Below are 20469 nucleotides of genomic sequence, written 5' to 3'. Positions count from 1 at the left end.
GGTCACGGGGTGGGTGCCTTTCGGGACGTGGTCAGGGGGCGCTCCGTGGCGGAGCGCCCCCTGGGGTCACATCGGTGTTACTTGGAGAGGGTCGCGTAGCGGAACTTGAAGGAGGCGTCGAGGGTCAGACCCTTGACGTCCTTGCCGGCCACGGCGATCGACTTGCCCTGCAGGAGCGGCAGGGTCGAGATCTGCTCGGCCTCGCGCTGCTGGGCCTGCTCGATGAGGTCGGCGCGCTTCGACGCGTCGGACTCCGCCTGCTCCTCGGAGATGAGCTTCTGGATCGTCGGGTCGTCGTAGTGGTTCTGCACGAAGTTGTCCTTCGTGAAGAACGGCGACAGGTAGTTGTCCGCGTCCGAGAAGTCCGGGAACCAACCGAGCTGGTACACCGGGTAGGCGTCCTTCGTGCGGTCGACCGCGTAGGTCGTGTAGACCGTCGACTGGATGTTCACGGTGAACAAGCCCGAGTTCTCGAGCTGCGTCTTGAGCTCGGCGTACTCGTCGTCCGAGGTCGAGCCGTAGTGGTCCGGCGCGTACTGGATGTCGAGCTGCACCTTGCCGGTGACACCGGCGTCGGACAGGGTCTTCTTCGCCTTGTCGACGTCCGCGCCGCCGTTGCCGTCGCCGTAGAGGGTCTTGAACGGGGTCGCCGCGCCGGTCAGGCCGTCCGGGACCATCGAGTACAGCGGCGAGTACGTGTTGTTGTACACGTCCTTCGCGAGCTTCTCACGGTCGACGACGTCCGCGACCGCCTGGCGCACCGCGAGGGCCTTCTTCTCGTCCGCGCCGGACTGACCGGTGCCGAACGGCTGCGTCTTGAAGTTGAAGACGAGGTAGCGGATCTCGCCGCCGGGGCCGTCGGTGACCTTGACGTTGTCGTCCTTGCGGAGGTCGGCGATGTCCGTCGGCGTCAGCGAGCGGTACGCCACGTCGACGTCGCCCTTCTGCACGGCGAGCTTGAGGTCGGTCTCCTTGGTGTAGTAGCTGGCGGTGACCTCGTCGGTCTTCGCCTTGCCGAGGAGGCCGTCGTACGCCTTGTTCGCCTTGTACTGGATCGTGTCGTTCTCCTTGTACGAGGTGATCTCGTACTGCCCGGCGAACGCCTTGCCCTTGACGATGTCGGCCGCCGGGGTGAGCTCGTCGGCGGAGAAGACCTGCTCGTCGACGATCGGACCGGCGGGGCTCGAGAGCACCTGCGGCCAGGTCTGGTCGGCGTGGTCGAGGTTGAACACGACCGTCGTGTCGTCCGGGGTGTCGATGCTCTTGAGGTTGGCGAGCAGGGACTGCGGACCGTTCTCGTTGTTGATCTTGAGCTCGCGGTCGAACGAGAACTTCACGTCGCTCGACGTGAGGTCGTGGCCGTTCGCGAACTTCAGGCCCTTCTTGAGCGTGACCTCGTACGTGGTCGGGTTCGTGAACTCGCCCTTGGTCGCGATGTCCGGCTTGACGTCCGGGCTGCCGACGGGGGTGTTCATCAGGAACGGGAACACCTGGTTCTGCACGGCGAAGGAGCCGTTGTCGTAGGAGCCGGCCGGGTCGAGCGACGTGATCTTGTCGGTCGTGCCGATCGTCATGCCGTTCAGGTCGGCGGACGACACGCTGCCGCTCGCGCAGCCGGTGAGCACCAGCGCCGTCGCTGCTGCCCCGGCGCCGAGCGCGATGCCGCGCTTGCCCCACTTGGTGACGGATGCCATGTCCGTGTACCTCTCTGGTGATGATTGCAGGAGTCCTGACCGGCGGGTGGAACGACTGTGTGCCCGGTCAGGAACGCTCATTGGTACCACCCTGTCACGGAACCGAACGAACCGAGGGCGATTTGTTTACACCGCTGTAATGCAGGACCGCGTCGCCTGACGCATCATGTCGCTGGTCTCGAGCGGCGTGTCGTGCAGGATTGTTGCGTCGGGCAACACCCCGTGATCGCCGGGCGTGTCGGGCGGCCGCGCCGCTCGCTCAGGTGCGGGGATCCGTCGAGGTTCCGAAAGCGCGGCATCTCGCGCCTCGCGCACGCTGCGTGAGGAACCTCGGCGTCGGGAGCGCGGCGAGTTGCGGAACCTCGGGCGGGCGAGCTGGGCGCACGACATGCCGCTGCGTGCCGCGCTGGTCGCGCAACACGCCACGCGCAGGCAGCGCTGGTCGCACGACATGCCGCACGAGGCCGCGAGGACCGACACGTCCCGCGACCAGCCGCGTCCCGCCGGGAGGCAGGGCTCGCCTCCGTCCCGCCACGTTCGTCGGCGGGTACTCGCCCTCGCCGTCCGCAGTGCGCCTGCAGGAACGGAGAGCGGGCAGCGTCAGCGCTGGCCGGCAGCGGCCGCAGCGGCCTCGGAGTCCGCGCGGAGACGCATCCGCTGCGCGTCGATGTCGACGAGCTGCCGCTGGATCTCCGCGCGACGGTCGGCCTGCTCGTGCGGGTCCGCCCGCTGCAGCTGTCCGAGCAGCGACGCCTTGCGTGCGAGGAGGTCGCGCTCGACCAGCGCCACGACGATGCTCCGGCAGTAGAGCGCGAGGTCCTCGTCGGTCCGTGCCGGGATGGGCGACAGGGCGAGCTCCTGCACGAGGCTCCGGAGCGGCGCGGGCACGTCGGAGATCAAGCGGTCGAGCCAGTCCCCCGCCCCGATCGCGTCGACGTTCGCCACGACGGCGTCCCGCACGACCGCGAGCATCGGCGCCGAGAACGTGGCCGCTGCCGCGAGGCCGAGCAACGGCGCGCCGACGTGCCCCGGCTGCTGCACCATCGCCATCACGGCATCCCGCTCCATGCGGGTGATCGGGTCGTTGGGCAGGGACCGGAGCCCGGCCACGGGCTCGTCGGCGGGCGCGACCAGTTGGCCGCCGGGGCCTGCCTGCGCGACCGGGACCGTGCCTCCGCTGCGGTCGTCCTGCGCGCCGCGCGCCCGCTGCCGGGCGTTCTCGACCGCACGACGGACCTCCGGGATGTCGAGGCCGAGCCAGCCGGCGAGTTCCCGCACGTAGCCCTGGGTGAGCGAGCGGTCGCGGATGGTCGCGAGCACAGGGGCCGCGGCCCGGAGCGCACCGACGCGACCCTCGACGGTCTCGAGGTCGTGCCCGTCGAGGGTGCGGCGGATCATGAACTCGAACATCGGCCGCTTGTTGGTCACGAGGCGTCGGATCGCGTCGTCGCCCCGCGCGAGCCGGAGGTCGCACGGGTCGAGGCCCTCCGGCGCCACCGCGACGAAGGTCTGCGCGGCGAACCGCTGCTCCTCGGCGAAGGCCCGCGATGCGGCACGCTGCCCGGCGTCGTCCGGATCGAACGTGAACACGACCTCGCCGTTGGCGTTCGGGTCCGCGCCGCTCACGTCGCCCAGCATCGGTCGCAGCACCTTGATGTGGTCGACGCCGAACGAGGTGCCGCACGTCGCCACCGCGGTGGTCACCCCGGCGAGGTGGCACGCCATGACGTCGGTGTACCCCTCGACGATGACGACCTGCTTCTGCTTCGAGATGTCCCGACGGGCGAGGTCGATCCCGTAGAGCACCTGGCTCTTGTGGTAGATCGGCGTCTCGGGGGTGTTGAGGTACTTCGGGCCCTTGTCGTCGTCGAGGAGTCGCCGCGCACCGAATCCGATCGTGGCCCCGGTGACGTCGCGGATCGGCCACATGAGCCGTCCACGGAAGCGGTCGTAGGGCGAACGGTCACCCTGGCTGACGAGCCCGGCGCTCGTGAGCTCCTCGAGCGTGAAGCCGCGTCCGCGCAGGTGGTCCTTCAGCGCGTCGTACGACTTCGGGGCGAAGCCGACGCCGAAGTGCTGCGCGGCGCCCGGGTCGAACCCGCGCTCGCCGAGGAAGCGCCGTGCGGGGTCGGCAGCGCCGGTGGTGAGCTGCGACGTGAAGAACTCGAGCGCCGCCTCGTTCGCCGCGATGAGCCGAGCGCGCGTGTTGTAGTCGGTGCGCGGCCCGTCACCCTCTTCGTAGTGGAGGGTGTAGCCGATCTTCGCGGCCATGCGCTCGACGGCCTCGGCGAAGGTGGTGTGGTCCTGCGCCATGATGAAGCTGAAGACGTCGCCGTCCTCGCCGCAGCCGAAACAGTGGTAGCGCCCGACCTGCGGTCGGACGTGGAACGACGGAGACCGCTCGTCGTGGAACGGGCAGAGGCCCTTCATGGAACCGACGCCAGCGTGCTTCAGGGTCACGTAGTCGCCGACGACGTCCGCGATGTTGACACGCGAGCGGACCTCGTCGATGTCGTTCCGCGCGATCCTGCCAGCCACCCCTCGATCCTAGTTCGTGCCGCCGACCCCTGCCTGCCGCCGTCCGTCCTGTGGACGGCGTCCCGGCCTGGAGGCACCGTGCAGGACCGGCGCGCACCGCACCTCCGATGCGTGGTCGCGTCGTGGCGGTCACGGCGGCTGCCGCGGGCATCCGGTGCGATGTTCCACACCTGGTGACCGCACGTGCGCGTCGCACCGCGCACCGAGCGCGACCCCGTCACACCGGGATGTGCGTCCGCTCCCGCTCCCCCACGACGAGCCGACGGTGCCAGGCGAGCGCTCCCTGGTCGGTCAGGCTCGCGACCTGGTCGACCACGGCCCGCAGCCGTCCGGAATCGTCGGACGCCGCCCGCCAGTCGGCCGCGAAGCCCGGCTCGAGGTCCGCGCTGCCGGTGGCCGCGAGGGCGTCGAGCAGTTCGGTGAGGATGCGTCGCTGCTCCTCGTACACGGGCTGCCGGTCGCCGTGGGTCATCACGAACGCGGCCACGATGCCCTTGAGCACCGCGATCTCGCCGATGATCTCCGGGGGCGTCACCACCGAGGCGGCGAAACGCACGAGCGACCCGGACGCGTAGGACTCCCGCGTCGCCGCGGTCGCCGTCCGTGCGAACCGCCCGATGAGCTGTGAGGTGAGGTTCTTCAGGCGGGCGAGGTCACGCCGGGAGCCGTCGTAGGACGTCATCCACAGCGGCAGTGACCGGAGCCGGTCGAAGGCCTCGAGCAGCTCTTCGCGGCTGAGGTCGTCCCCGACCCAGGCGTGCATGGCGGTGACGATGTCGTTCTCGCCCACGCGGTCACCGAGCGCCGCGACGTCGATGAACCCCGCGACGACGGCGTCCTCGAAGTCGTGCACCGAGTACGCGATGTCGTCGGAGAGGTCCATGACCTGCGCCTCGATGCACCGCTGCCGGCGGGGAGCCCCGGCACGCAGCCACTCGAACGCCGCGTGGTCGTCGTCGTAGAAGCCGAACTTCGTGCGGCCCGATGACGACTCGGACACGCCCTGTGACGCAGGCCACGGGTACTTGCAGCTGGCGTCGAGGGACGCCCGCGTCAGGTTCAGCCCGTACGCGCGGTCGTCGTCCGGACCGGAGCCGTACACCTTCGGTTCGAGACGGGTGAGCAGCCGCAGTGTCTGCGCGTTGCCCTCGAACCCGCCGATGTCCGCCGCCCATGCGTTCACGGCGGTCTCGCCGTTGTGCCCGAACGGCGGGTGACCGATGTCGTGCGCGAGGCACGCGGTGTCGACGACGTCCGGATCGAGCCCGAGCGAGTCGGCGAGCTCCCGGCCGACCTGGGCGACCTCGAGCGAGTGCGTCAGGCGGTTGCGGGCGAAGTCGAGCCCCGTCGTGGGGCTGAGCACCTGGGTCTTCGCGGCGAGGCGTCGGAGCGCGCTGGAGTGCAGCAGCCGGGCGCGGTCCCGGGCGAAGTCGGATCGGCGGTTCGAGTGCTGTTCGGCGAGCCAGCGCTCGGCGTCGGCCGGACCGTACGAGGCGGTGGCGCTCATCCGCCGCTGTGGTGCAGCTCGGCCGCGGCGAGCACCTTGCGGAACTCGGCGTCGACGTCACGGGACTCGAGCCAGCGATCGGGCAGGGCCGTGCGCTTCGGGTGACCGGCGCGCCCTCGGGGTCCCTCGACGTCGGCGCCCGGGTACGGAGCGGACCAGTCGAGCTTCCCCAGGAGGTCGTTGATCTCCTGCAGGGAGGACGCCATCGCGAGTCCGGAGCGCACGTCGCCGCCGATCGGGTACCCCTTGAAGTACCAGGCGACGTGCTTGCGGACGTCGCGGCAGCCGTGGTCCTCGGAGCCGAAGAACTCGACGAGGAGCTCGGCGTGCCGACGGAACGCGACCGCGACCTCGCCGAGGGTCGGCATCGCCCGGACGTCCTCGCCGCGGAACGCCGACGCGAGGTCGCCGAACAGCCACGGACGCCCGAGGCACCCGCGCCCGACGACGACGCCGTCGCAGCCGGTCTCGTCGACCATCCGCAGGGCGTCGGCGGCGGACCAGATGTCGCCGTTGCCGAGCACCGGGATGTCGGTGATCGTCTCCTTGAGCGTGGCGATGGCGGACCAGTCGGCGTGGCCCGAGTAGTGCTCGTCGGCAGTGCGGGCGTGCAGCGAGATCGCGGCGACACCGGCGTCCCGGGCGATGCGGGCGGCGTCGAGGTAGGTGAGGTGGTCGGCGTCGATGCCCTTGCGCATCTTCACCGTGACGGGAACGTCACCGGCGGCCCGCACCGTCTTCTCGACGAGGTCCTTGAAGAGGTCCAGCTTCCACGGCAGCGCAGCGCCGCCGCCCTTGCGGGTGACCTTCGGCACCGGACACCCGAAGTTGAGGTCGATGTGGTCGGCGCGGTCCTCGCCCACCAGGATCGTCGCGGCCTCGGCGACGGTGTTCGGCTCGACGCCGTACAGCTGGATCGACCGTGGGTCTTCCGACTCGTGGTGCTGGATGAGCTGCATCGACACCGGGGTCCGCTCGACGAGCGCGCGCGACGTGATCATCTCGCAGACGTAGAGGCCGGCGCCGTACTCGCGGCACAACCGGCGGTACGCCATGTTCGTGATGCCCGCCATCGGCGCGAGCACGACCGGCGCCTCGACCTCGATCGGGCCGATGCGCAAACCCTTCGGAGGCGCTTGTGTGATCGTCATACGCTGCTCATTCTCCCACGTCGGTGCGCGCCGGTAGCGTTCTCCACATGACCGACACCGCAATCGCCCGCTTCGACGCCGATGCCGCCTCCAGGGGCCTGCGTGTGGACGTCGTCGAACGGCCCGCCGCGAACTCCCTCGAGGAAGCCGCCGGGCTCCTCGGCATCGAACCGGGTGACATCGTCAAGACCCTCGTCGTGAAGCGCCACGACGGCGCCAGCAGCACTGGACGGAGCTATCTCCTCGCACTCGTCCCCGGTGGCCGCAGCATCGCGTGGAAGAAGCTCCGCACCGTCGTGGGCGTGAACAAGCTCTCGATGCCCGACGCCGCGACCGCGCTCGAGGCGTCCGGTTACGAACGCGGCACCATCACGCCCATCGGTGCGACGGGCGACCTGCCGGTCTACGCCGACGAGCGGATCCTCGGCCGTCGGGTCGCGCTCGGTGCCGGCCGCCACGGGGCGAGCGCCTTCGTGGACGCCGACGCGCTGATCGCGGCCTACGAGGCCACGGTCGCCGACATCACCGACGAGGAGCCCGCGCGCAGCTGACGGTCGGCAGCCTGACGGTCGGCAGCCGTCGGGCAGCGGCCGTCGGTCAGTCCGGGACCTCCGCCCAGACCCCTTCCGCGCCCGGCACGAAGCACGCGTCCCCTTCGCAGACCGGCGCACCGCCGGGGGTGACGAGCGTGAGCAGGCCGGGGCGAGCCTCCCGGTCGATCACCGTCGACGCGCCGGTGAGCGCGTCGGGCACCGACACGGGCGGAACCGCGGACGGGAGGCCGGGCCGCGCCGCGCCCGTCGGCTGCACGGCCGTCATCGGGTCGCCTCGGCGTCCGCGCGGGCGTCGTCCGCGGCGCGCTGCGCCGCTTCGGCGAGCTCCTCGGGCGTGGTCTGCCGGAGCTGCACGACCTGCTGCAGGACCTGCGCGAAGGCGGCGGGGTCCTGCGCGCCGGAGACGCCGTACTTGCCGTCGATGACGAAGAACGGGACGCCGTTGATGCCGAACGCCTGGGCCTGCGCCTGGTCGGCGCGGACCGCGGCGAGCTGGGCGTCGTCGCGGAGCGTCGCCAGCACTTCATCGCGGTCGAGCCCGACCTCGGCGGCGAGGTCGGCGAGCGACTCGTCCTGACCGACGTGCTCGCCGCGCTCGAAGTAGGCGGTGAACAGGCGCTCGACCATGTCGAGCTGCTTGCCGTGCTCCTTGGCGAGGTGGATGACCTGGTGCGCCTTCACCGTGTTGGTGTGGTGCATCGCCTCGAAGTCGTAGGCGAGCCCGACCGAGCTCGCGATGCCGGTGACGTGGTCGAGCATCTGCTGCGCCTGCTCGACCGGCATGCCCTTGTGGCCGGAGAGGAACTCGGCCTCGGTGCCCTCGAAGTCGACGGGCGTGTCGGGGCTGAGCTCGAAGGAGTGGTACTCCACCTCGACCGGACGGGCGTCATCCGATGCGGCGAACGCGGCGACTCCGGACTCGAACTTCCGCTTGCCGATGTAGCACCAGGGGCACGCGATGTCGGACCAGACATCGACCTTCACGCTGTCGTTCATGCTGACTGCAACGCGCACTTCCCCTCCCTATTCCGCGCCGGAACCAGGTTCCGGACGCAGCACCGCGGGGAAGCGCGGTTCCGAGTCCGGAACCTGGTCCCGGGCACGCGAGGGGAGCTGCGCCGAGGCCGAGCGCTACGCGCCGAGGAGGCGCGTGGCGAGGTACCCCTGCAACTGGTCGAGCGAGACACGCTCCTGGCTCATGGTGTCGCGCTCGCGCACGGTGACGGCCTGGTCGTCGAGCGTGTCGAAGTCGACCGTGATGCAGAAGGGCGTGCCGATCTCGTCGTGGCGGCGGTAGCGACGACCGATCGCACCGGCGTCGTCGAAGTCGACGTTCCAGTGCTTGCGCAGGTCGTCGGCGAGACCGCGCGCGACCGGCGAGAGCTGCTCGTTGCGCGACAGCGGCAGCACCGCGGCCTTGACCGGGGCCAGACGCGGGTCGAGTCGCAGGACCGTGCGCTTGTCGACGCCACCCTTCGCGTTCGGGGCCTCGTCCTCGTGGTAGGCGTCGATGAGGAACGCCATGAGCGCACGGGTCAGGCCGAACGACGGCTCGATCACGTACGGCACGTACTTCTCGTTGGCGGCCTGGTCGAAGTAGCGGAGGTCCTTGCCGGAGGCCTCGATGTGGTTCTTGAGGTCGAAGTCCGTGCGGTTCGCGACGCCCATCAGCTCGCCCCACTCGGAGCCCTGGAACCCGAAGCGGTACTCGATGTCGGCGGTCGCGTCCGAGTAGTGCGCCCGCTCGCCGTCCGGCACGTCGAAGCGGCGCAGGTTCTCCGGGTCGATGCCGAGGTCGGTGTAGAACGCGACCGAGTCGGCGATCCACTGCTCGTAGTGGGTCTCGGCGTCGGCCGGCGGCACGAAGTACTCGATCTCCATCTGCTCGAACTCGCGCGTGCGGAAGATGAAGTTGCCGGGCGTGATCTCGTTGCGGAACGCCTTGCCGACCTGCCCGATGCCGAACGGCGGCTTCTGCCGACTCGTCGTGACGACCTGCGCGAAGTCCACGAAGATGCCCTGCGCGGTCTCGGGGCGGAGGAAGTTCAGCCCTTCCTCCGACTCGACCGGGCCGAGGTAGGTCTTGAGCATGCCGGAGAACTCACGCGGCTCGGTCCACTGCCCGCGGGTGCCGCAGTTCGAGCAGGCGATCTCGGCCATGCCGCCCTCTGGCTGGCGGCCCTTCTTCGCGACGAAGCCCTCGATGAGGTGGTCCTCACGGAAACGGTGGTGGCAGTGCAGGCACTCCACGAGCGGGTCGGTGAAGGTCGCGACGTGACCCGAGGCCTCCCACACCTTGCGCGGCAGGATCACGGCGGAGTCGAGGCCGACCATGTCACCGCGGCCGCGGACGAACCGCTGCCACCACTGGCGCTTGATGTTCTCCTTGAGCTCGACGCCGAGGGGACCGTAGTCCCACGCGGAGCGCGATCCGCCGTAGATCTCCCCCGACTGGAAGACGAAGCCACGGCCCTTGGCCAGGGCGATGACGCTGTCGAGACGGGAGGACTGTGCCAAGAGGGACTCCATGGGTCGCCGGACTGGGTGCCCGGTGCGGGAAGGTACCGGGCAAGCGTACCGGCCTCGCGGCCGTCGGCGGACGGGAGGCGCGGCACCTGTGGACCGGTCGTGTCACCCCACAGGGCAGAAGGCGGACAGTCCCCCGAGCACGTCGACGACGCGTGTCACGTCCTCCTCGTCGTTCCACAGGTGGAACGCCAGCCGGAGCCGACCGGCGCGCCCGCTCGCCGTCACGCCCGCGTCCGCCAGCGCCCGGAGCGCCGAGCCGTCCCGGTCCGGGAACGTCGTGATCGCCTGACCGCTCCGCGGTGAGCCGAGCGCGTCGGCGAGCCGATCCGTGAGACCGGTGGCGTGCCTCCAGGCCGACCCTGCGTCGACGGACGCGAGGTGTCGCAGGGCGGCGACCGCTCCGGGCCAGGCCTGCCATGCCGGGGACACGTCGAACCGGCGGGCGTCGTCGGCGAGCCGCATCGTGGGTCCGTAGCACGAGGACCACACGTCGGCGCCCGCGTACCAGCCGGCCTGTACCGGGCGGAGGCGCTCGAGCGCGGCGTCGGAGAAGGTCGCGAACGCGACCCCGCGCGGGGCGCACAGCCACTTGTAGGCGTGCGTGACCGTGACGTCGAACGGCACTGCGGACACCGGGAGCACCCCGGCGGCCTGCGTCAGGTCGCACAGCGTCAGCGCGCCGACGGCGTGAGCCGCGCCGAGCACCGGCTGCGGGTCGGTCACGGTCCCGCTCGAGGACTGCACCGCGGACCACGCGACCATCGCGGTCCCGGGACGCACCTCGTCGGCGAGCCGGTCGAGCGGGACACTGCGCACCCGGACGCCGCGGTGCGCCTGGGCGTGGAAGGGGAAGACGACCGAGCTGAAGTCCCCTTCGGGGACGACGACCTCGGCTCCGTCCGGCAGCGCTGCGGCGGCGACGGCGACCATGGCGGAGGTCTGTGAACCGGTCGCCACCCGAGCGGGTTCGACGCCCACGATGCGGGCGAAGAGCGCGCGGCCCTCCTCGACGAGCGCACCGTAGGACACCGGTGACGATGCAGCACGTTGCCACTCGTCGAGGTCGGCGCGCATCGCCGCGAGCGTGCCGTACGTCGGGAGCCCGGCGGTGCAGGCGGCCAGGTACCCGGAGCCGTCGACGAAGGAGTCCATGCCTCCACGGTGGCGTCGACGCTTCCATCACACCAGGGCAGCTTCCTTCGCTCCCCCATAACATGGCGTTGTGGACGGTCTCGATCCCCAGCTCCTCCGTGTCCTCCGCGCCGTGCGCGACGCCGGTTCGATCAGCCGCGCCGCCGGCACCCTCGGGTACAGCCAGCCCGCCGTCAGCCAACTCCTCGCCCGGGCGGAACGGCGGCTCGGGCACGACCTCGTGCTCCGTGGTGCCCGGGGCGTCACGCTGACGGAGTCCGGACTGGTGCTCGCCGAGCACGCCCTGACGGTCGACGCCGCCCTGGCAGCTGCCCGTGAGGACCTCGACGCGGTCGGCGGCCTCGCCCGCGGACGGGTGCGGATCGCCGGCTTCCCGAGTGCCTCGTCGACGCTCGTGCCGTCCGTGCTCGCGACGATGGCGTCCGACGCTCCCGGCGTGCTGACCTCGTACGTCGAGGCCGAGCCGCCCGAGGCCGTCGACCTCCTGCGCCGCGGTGAGGCCGACGTCGCGATCACGTTCTCGCACGCCCCGCAGGACGACGACGTGCTCGCCGATCCGACACTCACCGCGCGGGTCCTCGGGCGGGACCCTCTGGCTCTCGTGACGCCGGCGAGCGCGGCACCCCCGAGGACCGCCGACCCACACAGCGCCGACGTGGTCGCCGACCTCGCGGCGCAGCGGGACGCCCGTTGGATCGGTGGCTGCCCCCGGTGCCGTGGCCACCTGCTCGCGTCGTGTGCGGCGTCCGGCTTCACCCCCGACATCGTGCTCGAGACGGACAACGCGGCCGCGGTCTTCGGGCTCGTCGCGGCCGGGTTGGGCGTCGCGCTCCTGCCGCGGCTCGCGCTCACCACGACGGTGGTGCCGCCGGGCGTGGAGGTGACGCCGGCGAGCGACGAGCTCGCCCGTCGCGTCGAGGTGGTCGTGGCACGCGGAGCCGAACGGGTGCCGAGTGTCGGCGCCGCGCTGGCCGCGGTCGGCGCGTCGGCGCACCTGCTCGGCTGACCGGCGTCGCCTCCGGCGCCAGCGCAGCGTGCACCGGACGGGACGCACGGTGCAGGCCCGCCGCGGGCCTCCCGTCAGGCGGTCGGCGCGTCCACGGCACCGCCGTAGCGTCGGTCGCGGCGCGCGTACTCCTCGATCGCTCCCCACAGGTCGGTGCGACGGAAGTCCGGCCAGAGGCGGTCGAGGAACACCATCTCGGCGTACGCGGACTGCCAGAGCATGAAGTTGGACGTGCGCTGCTCGCCCGAGCTCCGGAGGAACAGGTCGACGTCGGGCAGCTCGGGCACGTAGAGGCGCTTGGCGAGGGCCTTCTCGGTCACCTGGCTCGGCTTGAGACGCCCGGCGGCGACGTCCTCGGCCATGCCCCGCACCGCGTCGACGATCTCGTTCCGGCCGCCGTAGTTCACGCACATCGTCAGCGTGCAGACGTCGTTGTGGGCGGTCATGCGCTCCGCCGTCTGCAGCTCGTCGATGACGCTCCGCCAGAGACGGGGCCGGCGCCCTGCCCACCGGACGCGGACGCCCCACGCGTGGAGCTGGTCACGCCGACGGTGGATGACCTCGCGGTTGAAGCCCATGAGGAACCGGACCTCGTCGGGCGAGCGCTTCCAGTTCTCGGTGGAGAAGGCGTACGCCGAGACGTGCTTGACGCCGATCTGGATCGCACCGGCGACGACGTCGAGGAGTGAGGCCTCGCCCGCCTTGTGCCCCTCGACCCGGGTGAGGCCGCGCTGGTTCGCCCACCGGCCGTTGCCGTCCATGACGATCGCCACGTGCTCCGGGACGAACTGCGCGGGGACGGCCGGTGGCTGCTCCCCGGTCCAGTCGACGGGACGCAGGGGTTCGGACTCGGCGTACCGGCGTGGGCTCATGCAGGGGTTCCTTCGGCGTCGGCGGCGGTCGGGGTGGGCACCGTTGGGGTCGGGGTGGCTGCGACGGCCGCCGGGACCCCGCCCGGCGTCGGGGCGACCGGGGCCGGGTGCTCGGTGCGGTCGACGTGCGGCAGCGACCGGAGCGATCGTTCCAGGTGCCACTGGGCGTACGCCGCGACCACGCCGGACGCCCGTGAACGGGTGCGTTCGTCGGCCGCGTCGACCGTGGCCCAGTCGCCGGCGAGGAGGGACCCGAGCAGTCCGAGCGTCACCGGGTCGAGCCGTGGGGTCCCAGGGGGTGCCGCGTGGTCCGCGACGACCCCACCGAGCTGCACGACGAACGCCGAGTGCGGCCCCGGTTCCCCCGTCACCGCGCAGTCGCCGAACGAGGGCGCCCACCCCGCGATGCTCATCGCCCGAAGCAGGTAGGAGTCGAGCGTCGCCGTCGTCGCGTGCTCGCCCCGGGCCAGGGACCGGAGCGCGCCCACGAGCAGGAGGTACTGCTGGAGGCCGGCGTCCGCCTCGCTGAGCCGGTCGGCGGTCTCGACCATCGCGCTGGCAGCCGTGTAGGCCCCGTAGTCGGCGACGATCTGCGCGCCGTACGAACCGAGGGACTCCGCCTGCGTCACGATGTCGAGGGAGCGACCCTCGTAGAACTGCGCGTCGACGACCATGAACGGCTCGAGGCGGCTGCCGAACTTCGACGCCGTGCGCCGGACGCCCTTCGCGACCGCGCGGATCTTGCCGTGCTGGCGACTGAGCATCGTGACGATGCGGTCGGCCTCACCGAGCTTGTGGGTGCGCAACACGACGCACTCGTCCCGGTACAGCGGCATTGCTCCAGTATCCCCCTCGCCACCGACGGCGCGGTGCGGGACGGTGACCCGACACGGGCGTCCCTGGTCGAACCGAGTGAACCTGGCGGAACCGGGCGTACCTGGTCGAAACGGGCATACGTGGTCGAACCGGGCGAACCTGGCCGAACCGGGCGTACCCGATCGGGACTTCCGACCACGTACGCCCGAAAGCACAAGCCATCGCACCCGTTGTGGGAACCTTCGAGCAGGCGCCCGACAGCGCACAGACGGGAGGCGCGGTGCGGGACGTGCCCGCACCGCGCCTCCCGGCGGTGGACGCGACTAGGCCGAAACCAGCTCCGGCGACGCCCCCGACGCCGCACCAGCGCGGACCGCGCGGTTGACCGCCGACACGATCGCCTTGAGCGACGCGGTGGCGATGTCCGCGTCGATGCCGACACCCCACAGCCGCGTGCCGTCCACGTCGAGCTCGACGTACGAGGCTGCCTGCGCGTCACCGGAGGCGCTCATGGTGTGCTCCGAGTAGTCGTACAGCGTGACGTCGATGCCCTGACCCTTCAGCACCTGGAGGAACGCGTCGATCGGACCGGTCCCGACCGCTTCGGCGCTGACCGACCCTTCGTCGACGCGCATCGCGACCGAGAGCGTGGTCGTGCCGTCGAAATCCGACGCGGTGGCGGTCTTCGTGATCTCGTAGCGGCCCCACTTGTCGGACTCGTCGTCGGCCGGGAGGTACTCGTCGCGGAACAGGTCCCAGATGCGCTCCGACGAGAACTCGCCGCCCTCGGAATCGGTGTGCTGCTGCACGACGCCCGAGAACTCGATCTGCAGCTTGCGCGGCAGGTCGAGCGCGTGGTCCGTCTTCAGCAGGTACGCGACCCCGCCCTTGCCCGACTGCGAGTTCACGCGGATGACTGCCTCGTACGAGCGGCCGATGTCCTTCGGGTCCACCGGCAGGTAGGGCACCGCCCACGTGATCTCGTCGATCGACTTCCCCGCAGCGGACGCCTTCGCCTGCATGGCGTCGAAGCCCTTGTTGATGGCGTCCTGGTGCGAGCCGCTGAACGCCGTGTAGACGAGGTCGCCCGCCCACGGCTGCCGCTCGGGCACCGGCAGCTGGTTGCAGTACTCGACCGTGCGCTTCACCTGGTCGATGTCGCTGAAGTCGATCTCGGGGTCGATGCCCTGCGTGAACAGGTTCATGCCGAGCGCGACCAGGTCGACGTTGCCGGTGCGCTCACCGTTGCCGAACAGGCACCCCTCGATGCGGTCGGCTCCGGCCATGTAGCCGAGTTCGGCGGCCGCGACGGCGGTGCCGCGGTCGTTGTGCGGGTGCAGCGAGAGGATGACGTCCTCGCGGTGCGCCAGGTTCCGGGACATCCACTCGATCGAGTCGGCGTAGACGTTCGGCGTCGCCATCTCGACGGTCGCGGGCAGGTTGATGATCACCTTCCGCTCGGGCGTCGGGCGGAAGACCTCGAGCACGGCGTTGCAGATCTGCACAGCGACCTCGAGCTCGGTGCCCGTGTAGGACTCGGGCGAGTACTCGTAGAACACCTGCGTGTCGTGCTGCAGGTCGGCCTCGGCCGCCTTGCAGAGCTCGGCACCGTGCACCGCGATGTCGACGACGCCCTGCACGTCGGTGCGGAACACGACCTCCCGCTGGACGATCGACGTCGAGTTGTACAGGTGGACGATGGCCTGCTTCGCGCCGTCGATCGCCTCGTAGGTGCGGTTGATCAGGTGCTCACGCGCCTGCGTCAGGACCTGGATGGTGACGTCGTCGGGGATGGCGCCCTCGTCGATGAGGGAACGGACGAAGTCGAAGTCGGTCTGCGAGGCACTCGGGAACCCGACCTCGATCTCCTTGTAGCCCATCCGCACGAGCAGGTCGAACATCGCCCGCTTGCGCTCGGAGTCCATCGGGTCGATGAGGGCCTGGTTGCCGTCGCGGAGGTCCACGGCGCACCACCGGGGAGCCCGGTCGATGCGCTTCGTCGGCCAGGTGCGGTCGGGGAGCTCGACGCGGATCTGGTCGTGGAACGGGACGTACTTGTGGATCGGCATCCCGGAGGGCCGCTGCGTGTTCTGCATCGTTTCGTCGCTTTCGTCGTCAGGTGTGGGTCAGGCCACGACGGACTCCGCGACGAGGTGGGCCGTTGTGTCAGGCCTCGTCGCGGCAGCGAAGGAGGAGGAGTGCCGAGTACATCGGGACCACCGTAGCACTGGTGTACCAACCGTGTGCAAGCGACCTGGAGGCGCGGTGCGGGTCAGCACCGTGCCTCCAGGCCGGAACGTGGTCGCCGTCGGGGCGTCCGTCCTGCGGACGCGACCGCGCGCTGTCAGTCGACGGCCAGCGCCTCCGTCGGCGGGACGCGCATCGCGCGTCGCACCGGCGCGATCGTCGCGACGACGGCGAGCACCACGGCACCGACGACCACGATGCCCACCGTCGTGAGCGGCAGCACGGGCGCGACGACGGTGCCGAGCGTCCCGAGCAGCGTCTGACCGCCGATCCACCCGTACACGGTGCCGAGCACGAGTCCCGTGGCCACGGCCGCCACGACCATCTGCACCGCTTCGGTCACGATCATCCGACGCACCTGCGCGCCGGTGAGCCCGAGGACGCGGAGCAGGCCGAGCTCTCGACGACGCTGCAGCACACCGAGCGCGAGCGCGTTCACGACGCCGACCGCTGCGATGACCGCGGAGAACCCGACGATCACGTTGACCACGCTGCCCAGCTGGACGAAGAAGTCGCGCTGCGCCTCGATCATCGCCGGCGACGTGCCGTCGCCGGAGAGCGTCGCTTCGAGGGTGTGCTGCATGATGCCCAGCGCCACCGCGAAGGTCACGAGGAGCGTCACGCCGATCACCAGACCGATGGTGGCGCGCGACGACCGGCCCGGCGCGCGCATCGCGTTCCGTCCGGCGAGCAGGACCACCGGGTCCTTCGCGCCGATGCGTCCGATGAGCTGGAGTACCGGGGGCATCACGATCGTCGCGCCGACGGCGACCCCGGCGAAGGACACGAAGCCGCCCAGCGCCGCCGGCAGCACCGCGATCGGCGACGCCGCGCTGGCCGCGAGCCCGACCGCCATCAGGCCACCGCCGAGGACCATGAGCACGACCGCCCACACGCTGCGGACTCGACCCGAACGGACGTCGTCGTGGCTCGGTTCGACGCTCGACGACAACGCTTCGAGCGGCGTGACCGTGAGGACCCGTCGGGACCCCACCGCGAACGCACCCCAGGTGGCGAGGACGACCGCCACGATCGGCAGCACGAGCTCCCACGGGACGAGCGTGTACGTCGTGTCAGGCAGGAACCCGTTGCCCCGCAGCACCATCACGAACACCGCGCTCAGACCGATGCCGACGACGGCGCCGAGCACACCGCCGACGACGCCCACGAGGAGTCCCGCCCGGGTGATCCGCGACCGCAGCGTCGCACCCGTCGCACCGACCAGCCGCTGCAGGGCGATCACGCGCGTCTGGCCGGCGATGAGGGTCGCGCAGGTGTTCGCCGTGACGATCGCGCCGACGTACAGGGCGATGCCGAGGAAGAGCCACCCGATCACCGAGAGGATCGCCTTCACGGTGGCGATGTCGTCGAGTCCGGCGGCCGCGAGTGCCTCCGACACGATGCCGGGTGCGATGACCAGGGCGGAACCGAAGGTCGTGCCGAGTGCGGCGACGAGGATCGTGGGGCGGAACGCGCGCAGGGAGGTCAGGGCGTTCACGCTGCGGCCTCCATCCCGAGCATCGTCGCGGAGATCTCGGCGGCGTCCATCGCGGGACGGTCGCCGACGATGCGCCCGTCGGCGAGGAACAGGATGCGGTCCGCGTTCGCGGCGGCGACCGGGTCGTGCGTCACCATGACGACGCTCTGCCCCCACTCGTCGACGGCACCGCGCAGGATGCCGAGGACGTCGCGCCCCGTCCGCGAGTCGAGCGCGCCGGTGGGCTCGTCGGCGACGACCACCGCCGGCCGCGAGGCGAGTGCGCGGGCGATCGCGACACGCTGCTGCTGCCCACCGGAGAGCTGGTGCGGACGGTGCGTCAGACGGTTGCCGAGCCCGAGCATGTCCACGAGCCGGTCGATCCACGCGTTCTCCTCGCGCGACGTCCGGTGGCCGCCGAGCAGGAACGGCAGACGGATGTTCTCGCCGACGTCGAGCGTGGGCACGAGGTTGAAGGACTGGAACACGAACCCGAGCCGACGGCGTCGGAGCCCGGTGAGGTCGCGGTCGCCGAGACCGGTGATGTCGACCCCGTCGATCTGGATCCGGCCGCTCGAGACCGCGTCGAGCCCGGCGGCGACGTGCATGAGCGTCGACTTGCCCGACCCGGACGGGCCCATCACCGCGGTGAACTCCCCCGCGCCGATGTCGACGCTGACGTCGTCGAGTGCGGTCACCCGGCGGGCGGCATCACCGTAGTGCTTGGACACGTGGTCGAGTCGGATGATCGGAGCGTGGCTGCTGGTCATGACTCCACGATGACGGCCGGGAGGCTCGTCCCGCGTCGGTCGGTCGGCTCCTGTGGATGGTCCCCTCGGCTGGCTCGCCTGTGGACGGGTCATCCGTCCGGATGACGGCCCGTCGGGCTGCCGGCCCTGCGCGCGGACGACGGCCCGTCGTGCCGCCGGCCCTGCGCGCGGACGACGGCCCGTCGGGCCGCCGGCCCTGCGCGCGGGTCAGTCCTTCGCGACGAGCCCGTGCTCGTGCGCGAAGACCACGAGCCGGACGCGGTCCCGCAGCTCGAGCTTCGTGAGCACCCGCGAGACGTGTGTCTTGACGGTCGCCTCGCTCACGAACTCGTGCGAGGCGATCTCGCTGTTGCTCAGCCCCTTCGCGGCGAGGTCGAAGATCTCCCGCTCGCGCGGGGTGAGCTCCGCGAAGGCCGGCGGCACCGAAGCCGCCGAGTTCGTCGTGTCCTCGTACCGGCGCAGGAGCTCGCGCGTCGCCGACGCCGCGAACACGGCCGTGCCGGCGTGCACCGTCCGGATCGCCGCGAGGAGGAACTCGGGGTCCGCGTCCTTCAGCACGAAGCCGCTGGCACCCGCCCGGATCGCCTTCGCCGCGGCTTCGTCGAAGTCGAACGTCGTGAGGACGAGCACCTTCGCGCCGTCCGTGCCCGACTGCTCCACGATCCGCGACGTCGCCGTGATGCCGTCCATCACCGGCATGCGTACGTCCATGAGCACGACGTCGGGTCGGGCGCGCCGGACGAGCTCGACGCCCTCGGCGCCGTCGCCGGCCTCCCCCACGAACTGGAGGTCGGGCTGGGAGTCGATGAGCATCCGGATCCCGGTGCGGAAGAGCGCCTGGTCGTCGACGAGTGCCACACGGATGCGGGCCTCGGGGTTCGGGGTCGTGGTCATCGTGCGGTCTGCTCCTGCTGGATCGAGGTGATGCGGTCACGGGGCATCTGCCCGCTCGCGGGGACGGCCGGCATCCGGACGGCGACGACGAAGTCGTCCCCGCGCGGGCCCGCGGTCATCGTGCCGCCGGTCATCGTCGCACGCTCGCGCATCCCGACGAGACCGTGACCGGTCCCGGGCCCCGAGCGGCCGTCGTCGGCGCGCTCGTTGACGACCTGGATCTCGACGGTGTCCGGACGGTAGGTGAGCCGAGCGTGCACCGGAGCGCCACGTTGCCCGTGCTTGTACGCGTTCGTGAGGCTCTCCTGCACGATCCGGTACACCGCGAGCTGGGTGGTCGTCGGCAGGGTCGAGGGGTCACCCTCGCGCTCGACGTCGACGTCGAGCCCGATGTCGCGCATCTCCGTCACGAGCTGCTCGATGTCGTCGACGTCCGGCGTCGGCGCGGTGCCCTGTTCGTGCCGGAGCGCCCCGAGCAGCTCCCGCACGTCGCCGAGCGCCCGGCGGGCCGTCCCGGAGATCGTGGTCAGGGCCTGGTCGGCGATCGCTGGGTCGGCCTTCAGCGCGTACCGCGCCCCGTCGGCCTGCGCGATGACGACCGCGAGCGAGTGCGCGACGATGTCGTGCATGTCGCGGGCGATGCGCACACGCTCCTGCTCCACGGCGACCGCACGGTCGGCCCGGGCAGCGTCGCGTTCGGCGAGGAGCTGCGCCTCACGACTGACGCTCGCGAGACGACGGGTCCGGCGGACCAGCCCGGCGAGCCACGGGAGCAGGAGGACGAGGAGCACGCCGGCGAAGGTGCCGAGCACGAGCTGCGCGAACTCCATCGGCGTCCGGGTGAAGCCGCCGTCGTGCTGCTGCTGTACGTCTTGCAACCCGACGTAGCCCGCGGCCACGAGCGCCCCGCCGACCGCCGAGAGGAGACCGGCGAGCCGGACCCGGGCGCTCCCGTAGGCACTCGTGGTGAACATCACGCCCGCGATGAGCACGTTGGCCGGGTCGGGCGTCTGCCAGGTCGCCATCTGCAGGACGGCGAAGAGCCAGGCGATGCCGAGCGCGAGTCCCGGTGACAGCCGACGGAGCGCCAGGGACGCGGTGAGCCCGGCGACGACCACCACGCTCAGCGGCCCGTTGCCCCCACCGGCCCGGAGCAGCAGCAGCACCACGCCGAGGAGGACCGCGACGATGACGTCGAAGAGGACCTGCGAGCGCAGCACGGGACGGAACACCACCCCACGGTACGGCGCGCTGACCCGACG

17 protein-coding genes are annotated in these 20469 nt (G+C 71.1%); 2 read left to right on the top strand and 15 right to left on the bottom strand.

Annotated features, from left to right (window positions below; all coding sequences use genetic code 11):
* Positions 1–77: 77 nt before the first annotated feature.
* The 4 genes from ABC270_RS09215 to dusB form a co-directional block, all read right to left on the bottom strand.
* The gene (locus ABC270_RS09215) at positions 78–1694 is read right to left on the bottom strand and encodes an ABC transporter substrate-binding protein (RefSeq protein WP_412880511.1); all 1617 of its coding nucleotides are present in this window, start codon (positions 1692–1694) and stop codon (positions 78–80) included.
* Positions 1695–2294: 600 nt separating this feature from the next.
* Positions 2295–4232: a DNA primase gene (gene dnaG, locus ABC270_RS09210; protein WP_412880510.1), complete on the bottom strand. Its 1938-nt coding sequence runs from the start codon at positions 4230–4232 to the stop codon at positions 2295–2297.
* A gap of 217 nt (positions 4233–4449) precedes the next feature.
* The gene (locus ABC270_RS09205) at positions 4450–5739 is read right to left on the bottom strand and encodes a deoxyguanosinetriphosphate triphosphohydrolase (protein ID WP_412880509.1); all 1290 of its coding nucleotides are present in this window, start codon (positions 5737–5739) and stop codon (positions 4450–4452) included.
* Positions 5736–6890 (bottom strand): tRNA dihydrouridine synthase DusB, encoded by a 1155-nt coding sequence (dusB, locus tag ABC270_RS09200; RefSeq protein WP_412880508.1) that lies wholly within the window; start codon positions 6888–6890, stop codon positions 5736–5738. Before dusB ends, ABC270_RS09205 begins: the two co-directional genes overlap by 4 nt.
* Positions 6891–6937: 47 nt before the next feature.
* On the opposite strand from dusB, the gene ABC270_RS09195 reads away from it, so the two are divergent.
* On the top strand, positions 6938–7441 hold the full coding sequence (locus tag ABC270_RS09195) for an aminoacyl-tRNA deacylase (protein WP_412880507.1): 504 nt from the start codon (positions 6938–6940) through the stop codon (positions 7439–7441).
* 46 nt (positions 7442–7487) lie between these two features.
* Here the strand turns inward: ABC270_RS09195 and ABC270_RS09190 are convergent, their stop codons facing one another.
* The 4 genes from ABC270_RS09190 to ABC270_RS09175 form a co-directional block, all read right to left on the bottom strand.
* Entirely contained in the window at positions 7488–7709 is a 222-nt protein-coding gene (locus ABC270_RS09190; protein WP_412880506.1) for a hypothetical protein, read from the bottom strand.
* Positions 7706–8440, bottom strand: a complete 735-nt coding sequence (locus ABC270_RS09185; protein WP_412882063.1) for a DsbA family oxidoreductase — start codon at positions 8438–8440, stop codon at positions 7706–7708. Before ABC270_RS09185 ends, ABC270_RS09190 begins: the two co-directional genes overlap by 4 nt.
* A gap of 135 nt (positions 8441–8575) precedes the next feature.
* Positions 8576–9961, bottom strand: coding sequence for a glycine--tRNA ligase (locus ABC270_RS09180; protein WP_412880505.1), 1386 nt, complete (start codon positions 9959–9961; stop codon positions 8576–8578).
* A gap of 114 nt (positions 9962–10075) precedes the next feature.
* Complete coding sequence (locus tag ABC270_RS09175) at positions 10076–11125, bottom strand: aminotransferase class V-fold PLP-dependent enzyme (RefSeq protein ID WP_412880504.1); 1050 nt, start codon at positions 11123–11125, stop codon at positions 10076–10078.
* A gap of 70 nt (positions 11126–11195) precedes the next feature.
* Here ABC270_RS09175 and ABC270_RS09170 point away from each other — a divergent pair, with 70 nt between their 5' ends.
* A complete protein-coding gene (locus tag ABC270_RS09170; protein ID WP_412880503.1) occupies positions 11196–12131 on the top strand; it encodes a LysR substrate-binding domain-containing protein in 936 nt (311 codons plus the stop codon).
* Positions 12132–12205: 74 nt separating this feature from the next.
* Here ABC270_RS09170 and ABC270_RS09165 read toward each other — a convergent pair whose 3' ends face one another.
* From ABC270_RS09165 to ABC270_RS09135, 7 genes are all read right to left on the bottom strand, one after another.
* Positions 12206–13003, bottom strand: coding sequence for an isoprenyl transferase (locus tag ABC270_RS09165; RefSeq protein WP_412880502.1), 798 nt, complete (start codon positions 13001–13003; stop codon positions 12206–12208).
* Positions 13000–13839 (bottom strand): DNA repair protein RecO, encoded by an 840-nt coding sequence (recO, locus tag ABC270_RS09160; protein ID WP_412880501.1) that lies wholly within the window; start codon positions 13837–13839, stop codon positions 13000–13002. Before recO ends, ABC270_RS09165 begins: the two co-directional genes overlap by 4 nt.
* A gap of 303 nt (positions 13840–14142) precedes the next feature.
* Entirely contained in the window at positions 14143–15915 is a 1773-nt protein-coding gene (gene leuA, locus ABC270_RS09155; protein WP_412880500.1) for a 2-isopropylmalate synthase, read from the bottom strand.
* 248 nt (positions 15916–16163) lie between these two features.
* The gene (locus ABC270_RS09150; protein ID WP_412880499.1) at positions 16164–17564 is read right to left on the bottom strand and encodes an ABC transporter permease; all 1401 of its coding nucleotides are present in this window, start codon (positions 17562–17564) and stop codon (positions 16164–16166) included.
* Positions 17561–18313: an ABC transporter ATP-binding protein gene (locus ABC270_RS09145; protein ID WP_412880498.1), complete on the bottom strand. Its 753-nt coding sequence runs from the start codon at positions 18311–18313 to the stop codon at positions 17561–17563. Before ABC270_RS09145 ends, ABC270_RS09150 begins: the two co-directional genes overlap by 4 nt.
* Positions 18314–18520: 207 nt before the next feature.
* The gene (locus tag ABC270_RS09140) at positions 18521–19207 is read right to left on the bottom strand and encodes a response regulator (RefSeq protein ID WP_412880497.1); all 687 of its coding nucleotides are present in this window, start codon (positions 19205–19207) and stop codon (positions 18521–18523) included.
* Entirely contained in the window at positions 19204–20439 is a 1236-nt protein-coding gene (locus ABC270_RS09135; RefSeq protein ID WP_412880496.1) for a sensor histidine kinase, read from the bottom strand. The genes ABC270_RS09140 and ABC270_RS09135 overlap by 4 nt, the downstream gene beginning before the upstream one ends.
* Positions 20440–20469: the final 30 nt, after the last annotated feature.

Source organism: Curtobacterium phoenicis (assembly GCF_047238015.1).
GTDB lineage: Bacteria > Actinomycetota > Actinomycetes > Actinomycetales > Microbacteriaceae > Curtobacterium.
This window is presented reverse-complemented; position numbering and strand designations above follow the sequence as displayed.

What these genes read in the sequence shown, in the direction of transcription:
- recO (WP_412880501.1), bottom strand. Translation starts at nt 13,839, where the DNA reads ATGCCGCTGTACCGGGACGAGTGCGTCGTGTTGCGCACCCACAAGCTC.
- ABC270_RS09195 (WP_412880507.1), top strand. Translation starts at nt 6,938, where the DNA reads ATGACCGACACCGCAATCGCCCGCTTCGACGCCGATGCCGCCTCCAGG.
- ABC270_RS09190 (WP_412880506.1), bottom strand. Translation starts at nt 7,709, where the DNA reads ATGACGGCCGTGCAGCCGACGGGCGCGGCGCGGCCCGGCCTCCCGTCC.
- leuA (WP_412880500.1), bottom strand. Translation starts at nt 15,915, where the DNA reads ATGCAGAACACGCAGCGGCCCTCCGGGATGCCGATCCACAAGTACGTC.
- dusB (WP_412880508.1), bottom strand. Translation starts at nt 6,890, where the DNA reads ATGACGATCACACAAGCGCCTCCGAAGGGTTTGCGCATCGGCCCGATC.
- ABC270_RS09175 (WP_412880504.1), bottom strand. Translation starts at nt 11,125, where the DNA reads ATGGACTCCTTCGTCGACGGCTCCGGGTACCTGGCCGCCTGCACCGCC.
- ABC270_RS09140 (WP_412880497.1), bottom strand. Translation starts at nt 19,207, where the DNA reads ATGACCACGACCCCGAACCCCGAGGCCCGCATCCGTGTGGCACTCGTC.
- ABC270_RS09185 (WP_412882063.1), bottom strand. Translation starts at nt 8,440, where the DNA reads ATGAACGACAGCGTGAAGGTCGATGTCTGGTCCGACATCGCGTGCCCC.
- ABC270_RS09165 (WP_412880502.1), bottom strand. Translation starts at nt 13,003, where the DNA reads ATGAGCCCACGCCGGTACGCCGAGTCCGAACCCCTGCGTCCCGTCGAC.
- ABC270_RS09215 (WP_412880511.1), bottom strand. Translation starts at nt 1,694, where the DNA reads ATGGCATCCGTCACCAAGTGGGGCAAGCGCGGCATCGCGCTCGGCGCC.
- ABC270_RS09205 (WP_412880509.1), bottom strand. Translation starts at nt 5,739, where the DNA reads ATGAGCGCCACCGCCTCGTACGGTCCGGCCGACGCCGAGCGCTGGCTC.
- ABC270_RS09145 (WP_412880498.1), bottom strand. Translation starts at nt 18,313, where the DNA reads ATGACCAGCAGCCACGCTCCGATCATCCGACTCGACCACGTGTCCAAG.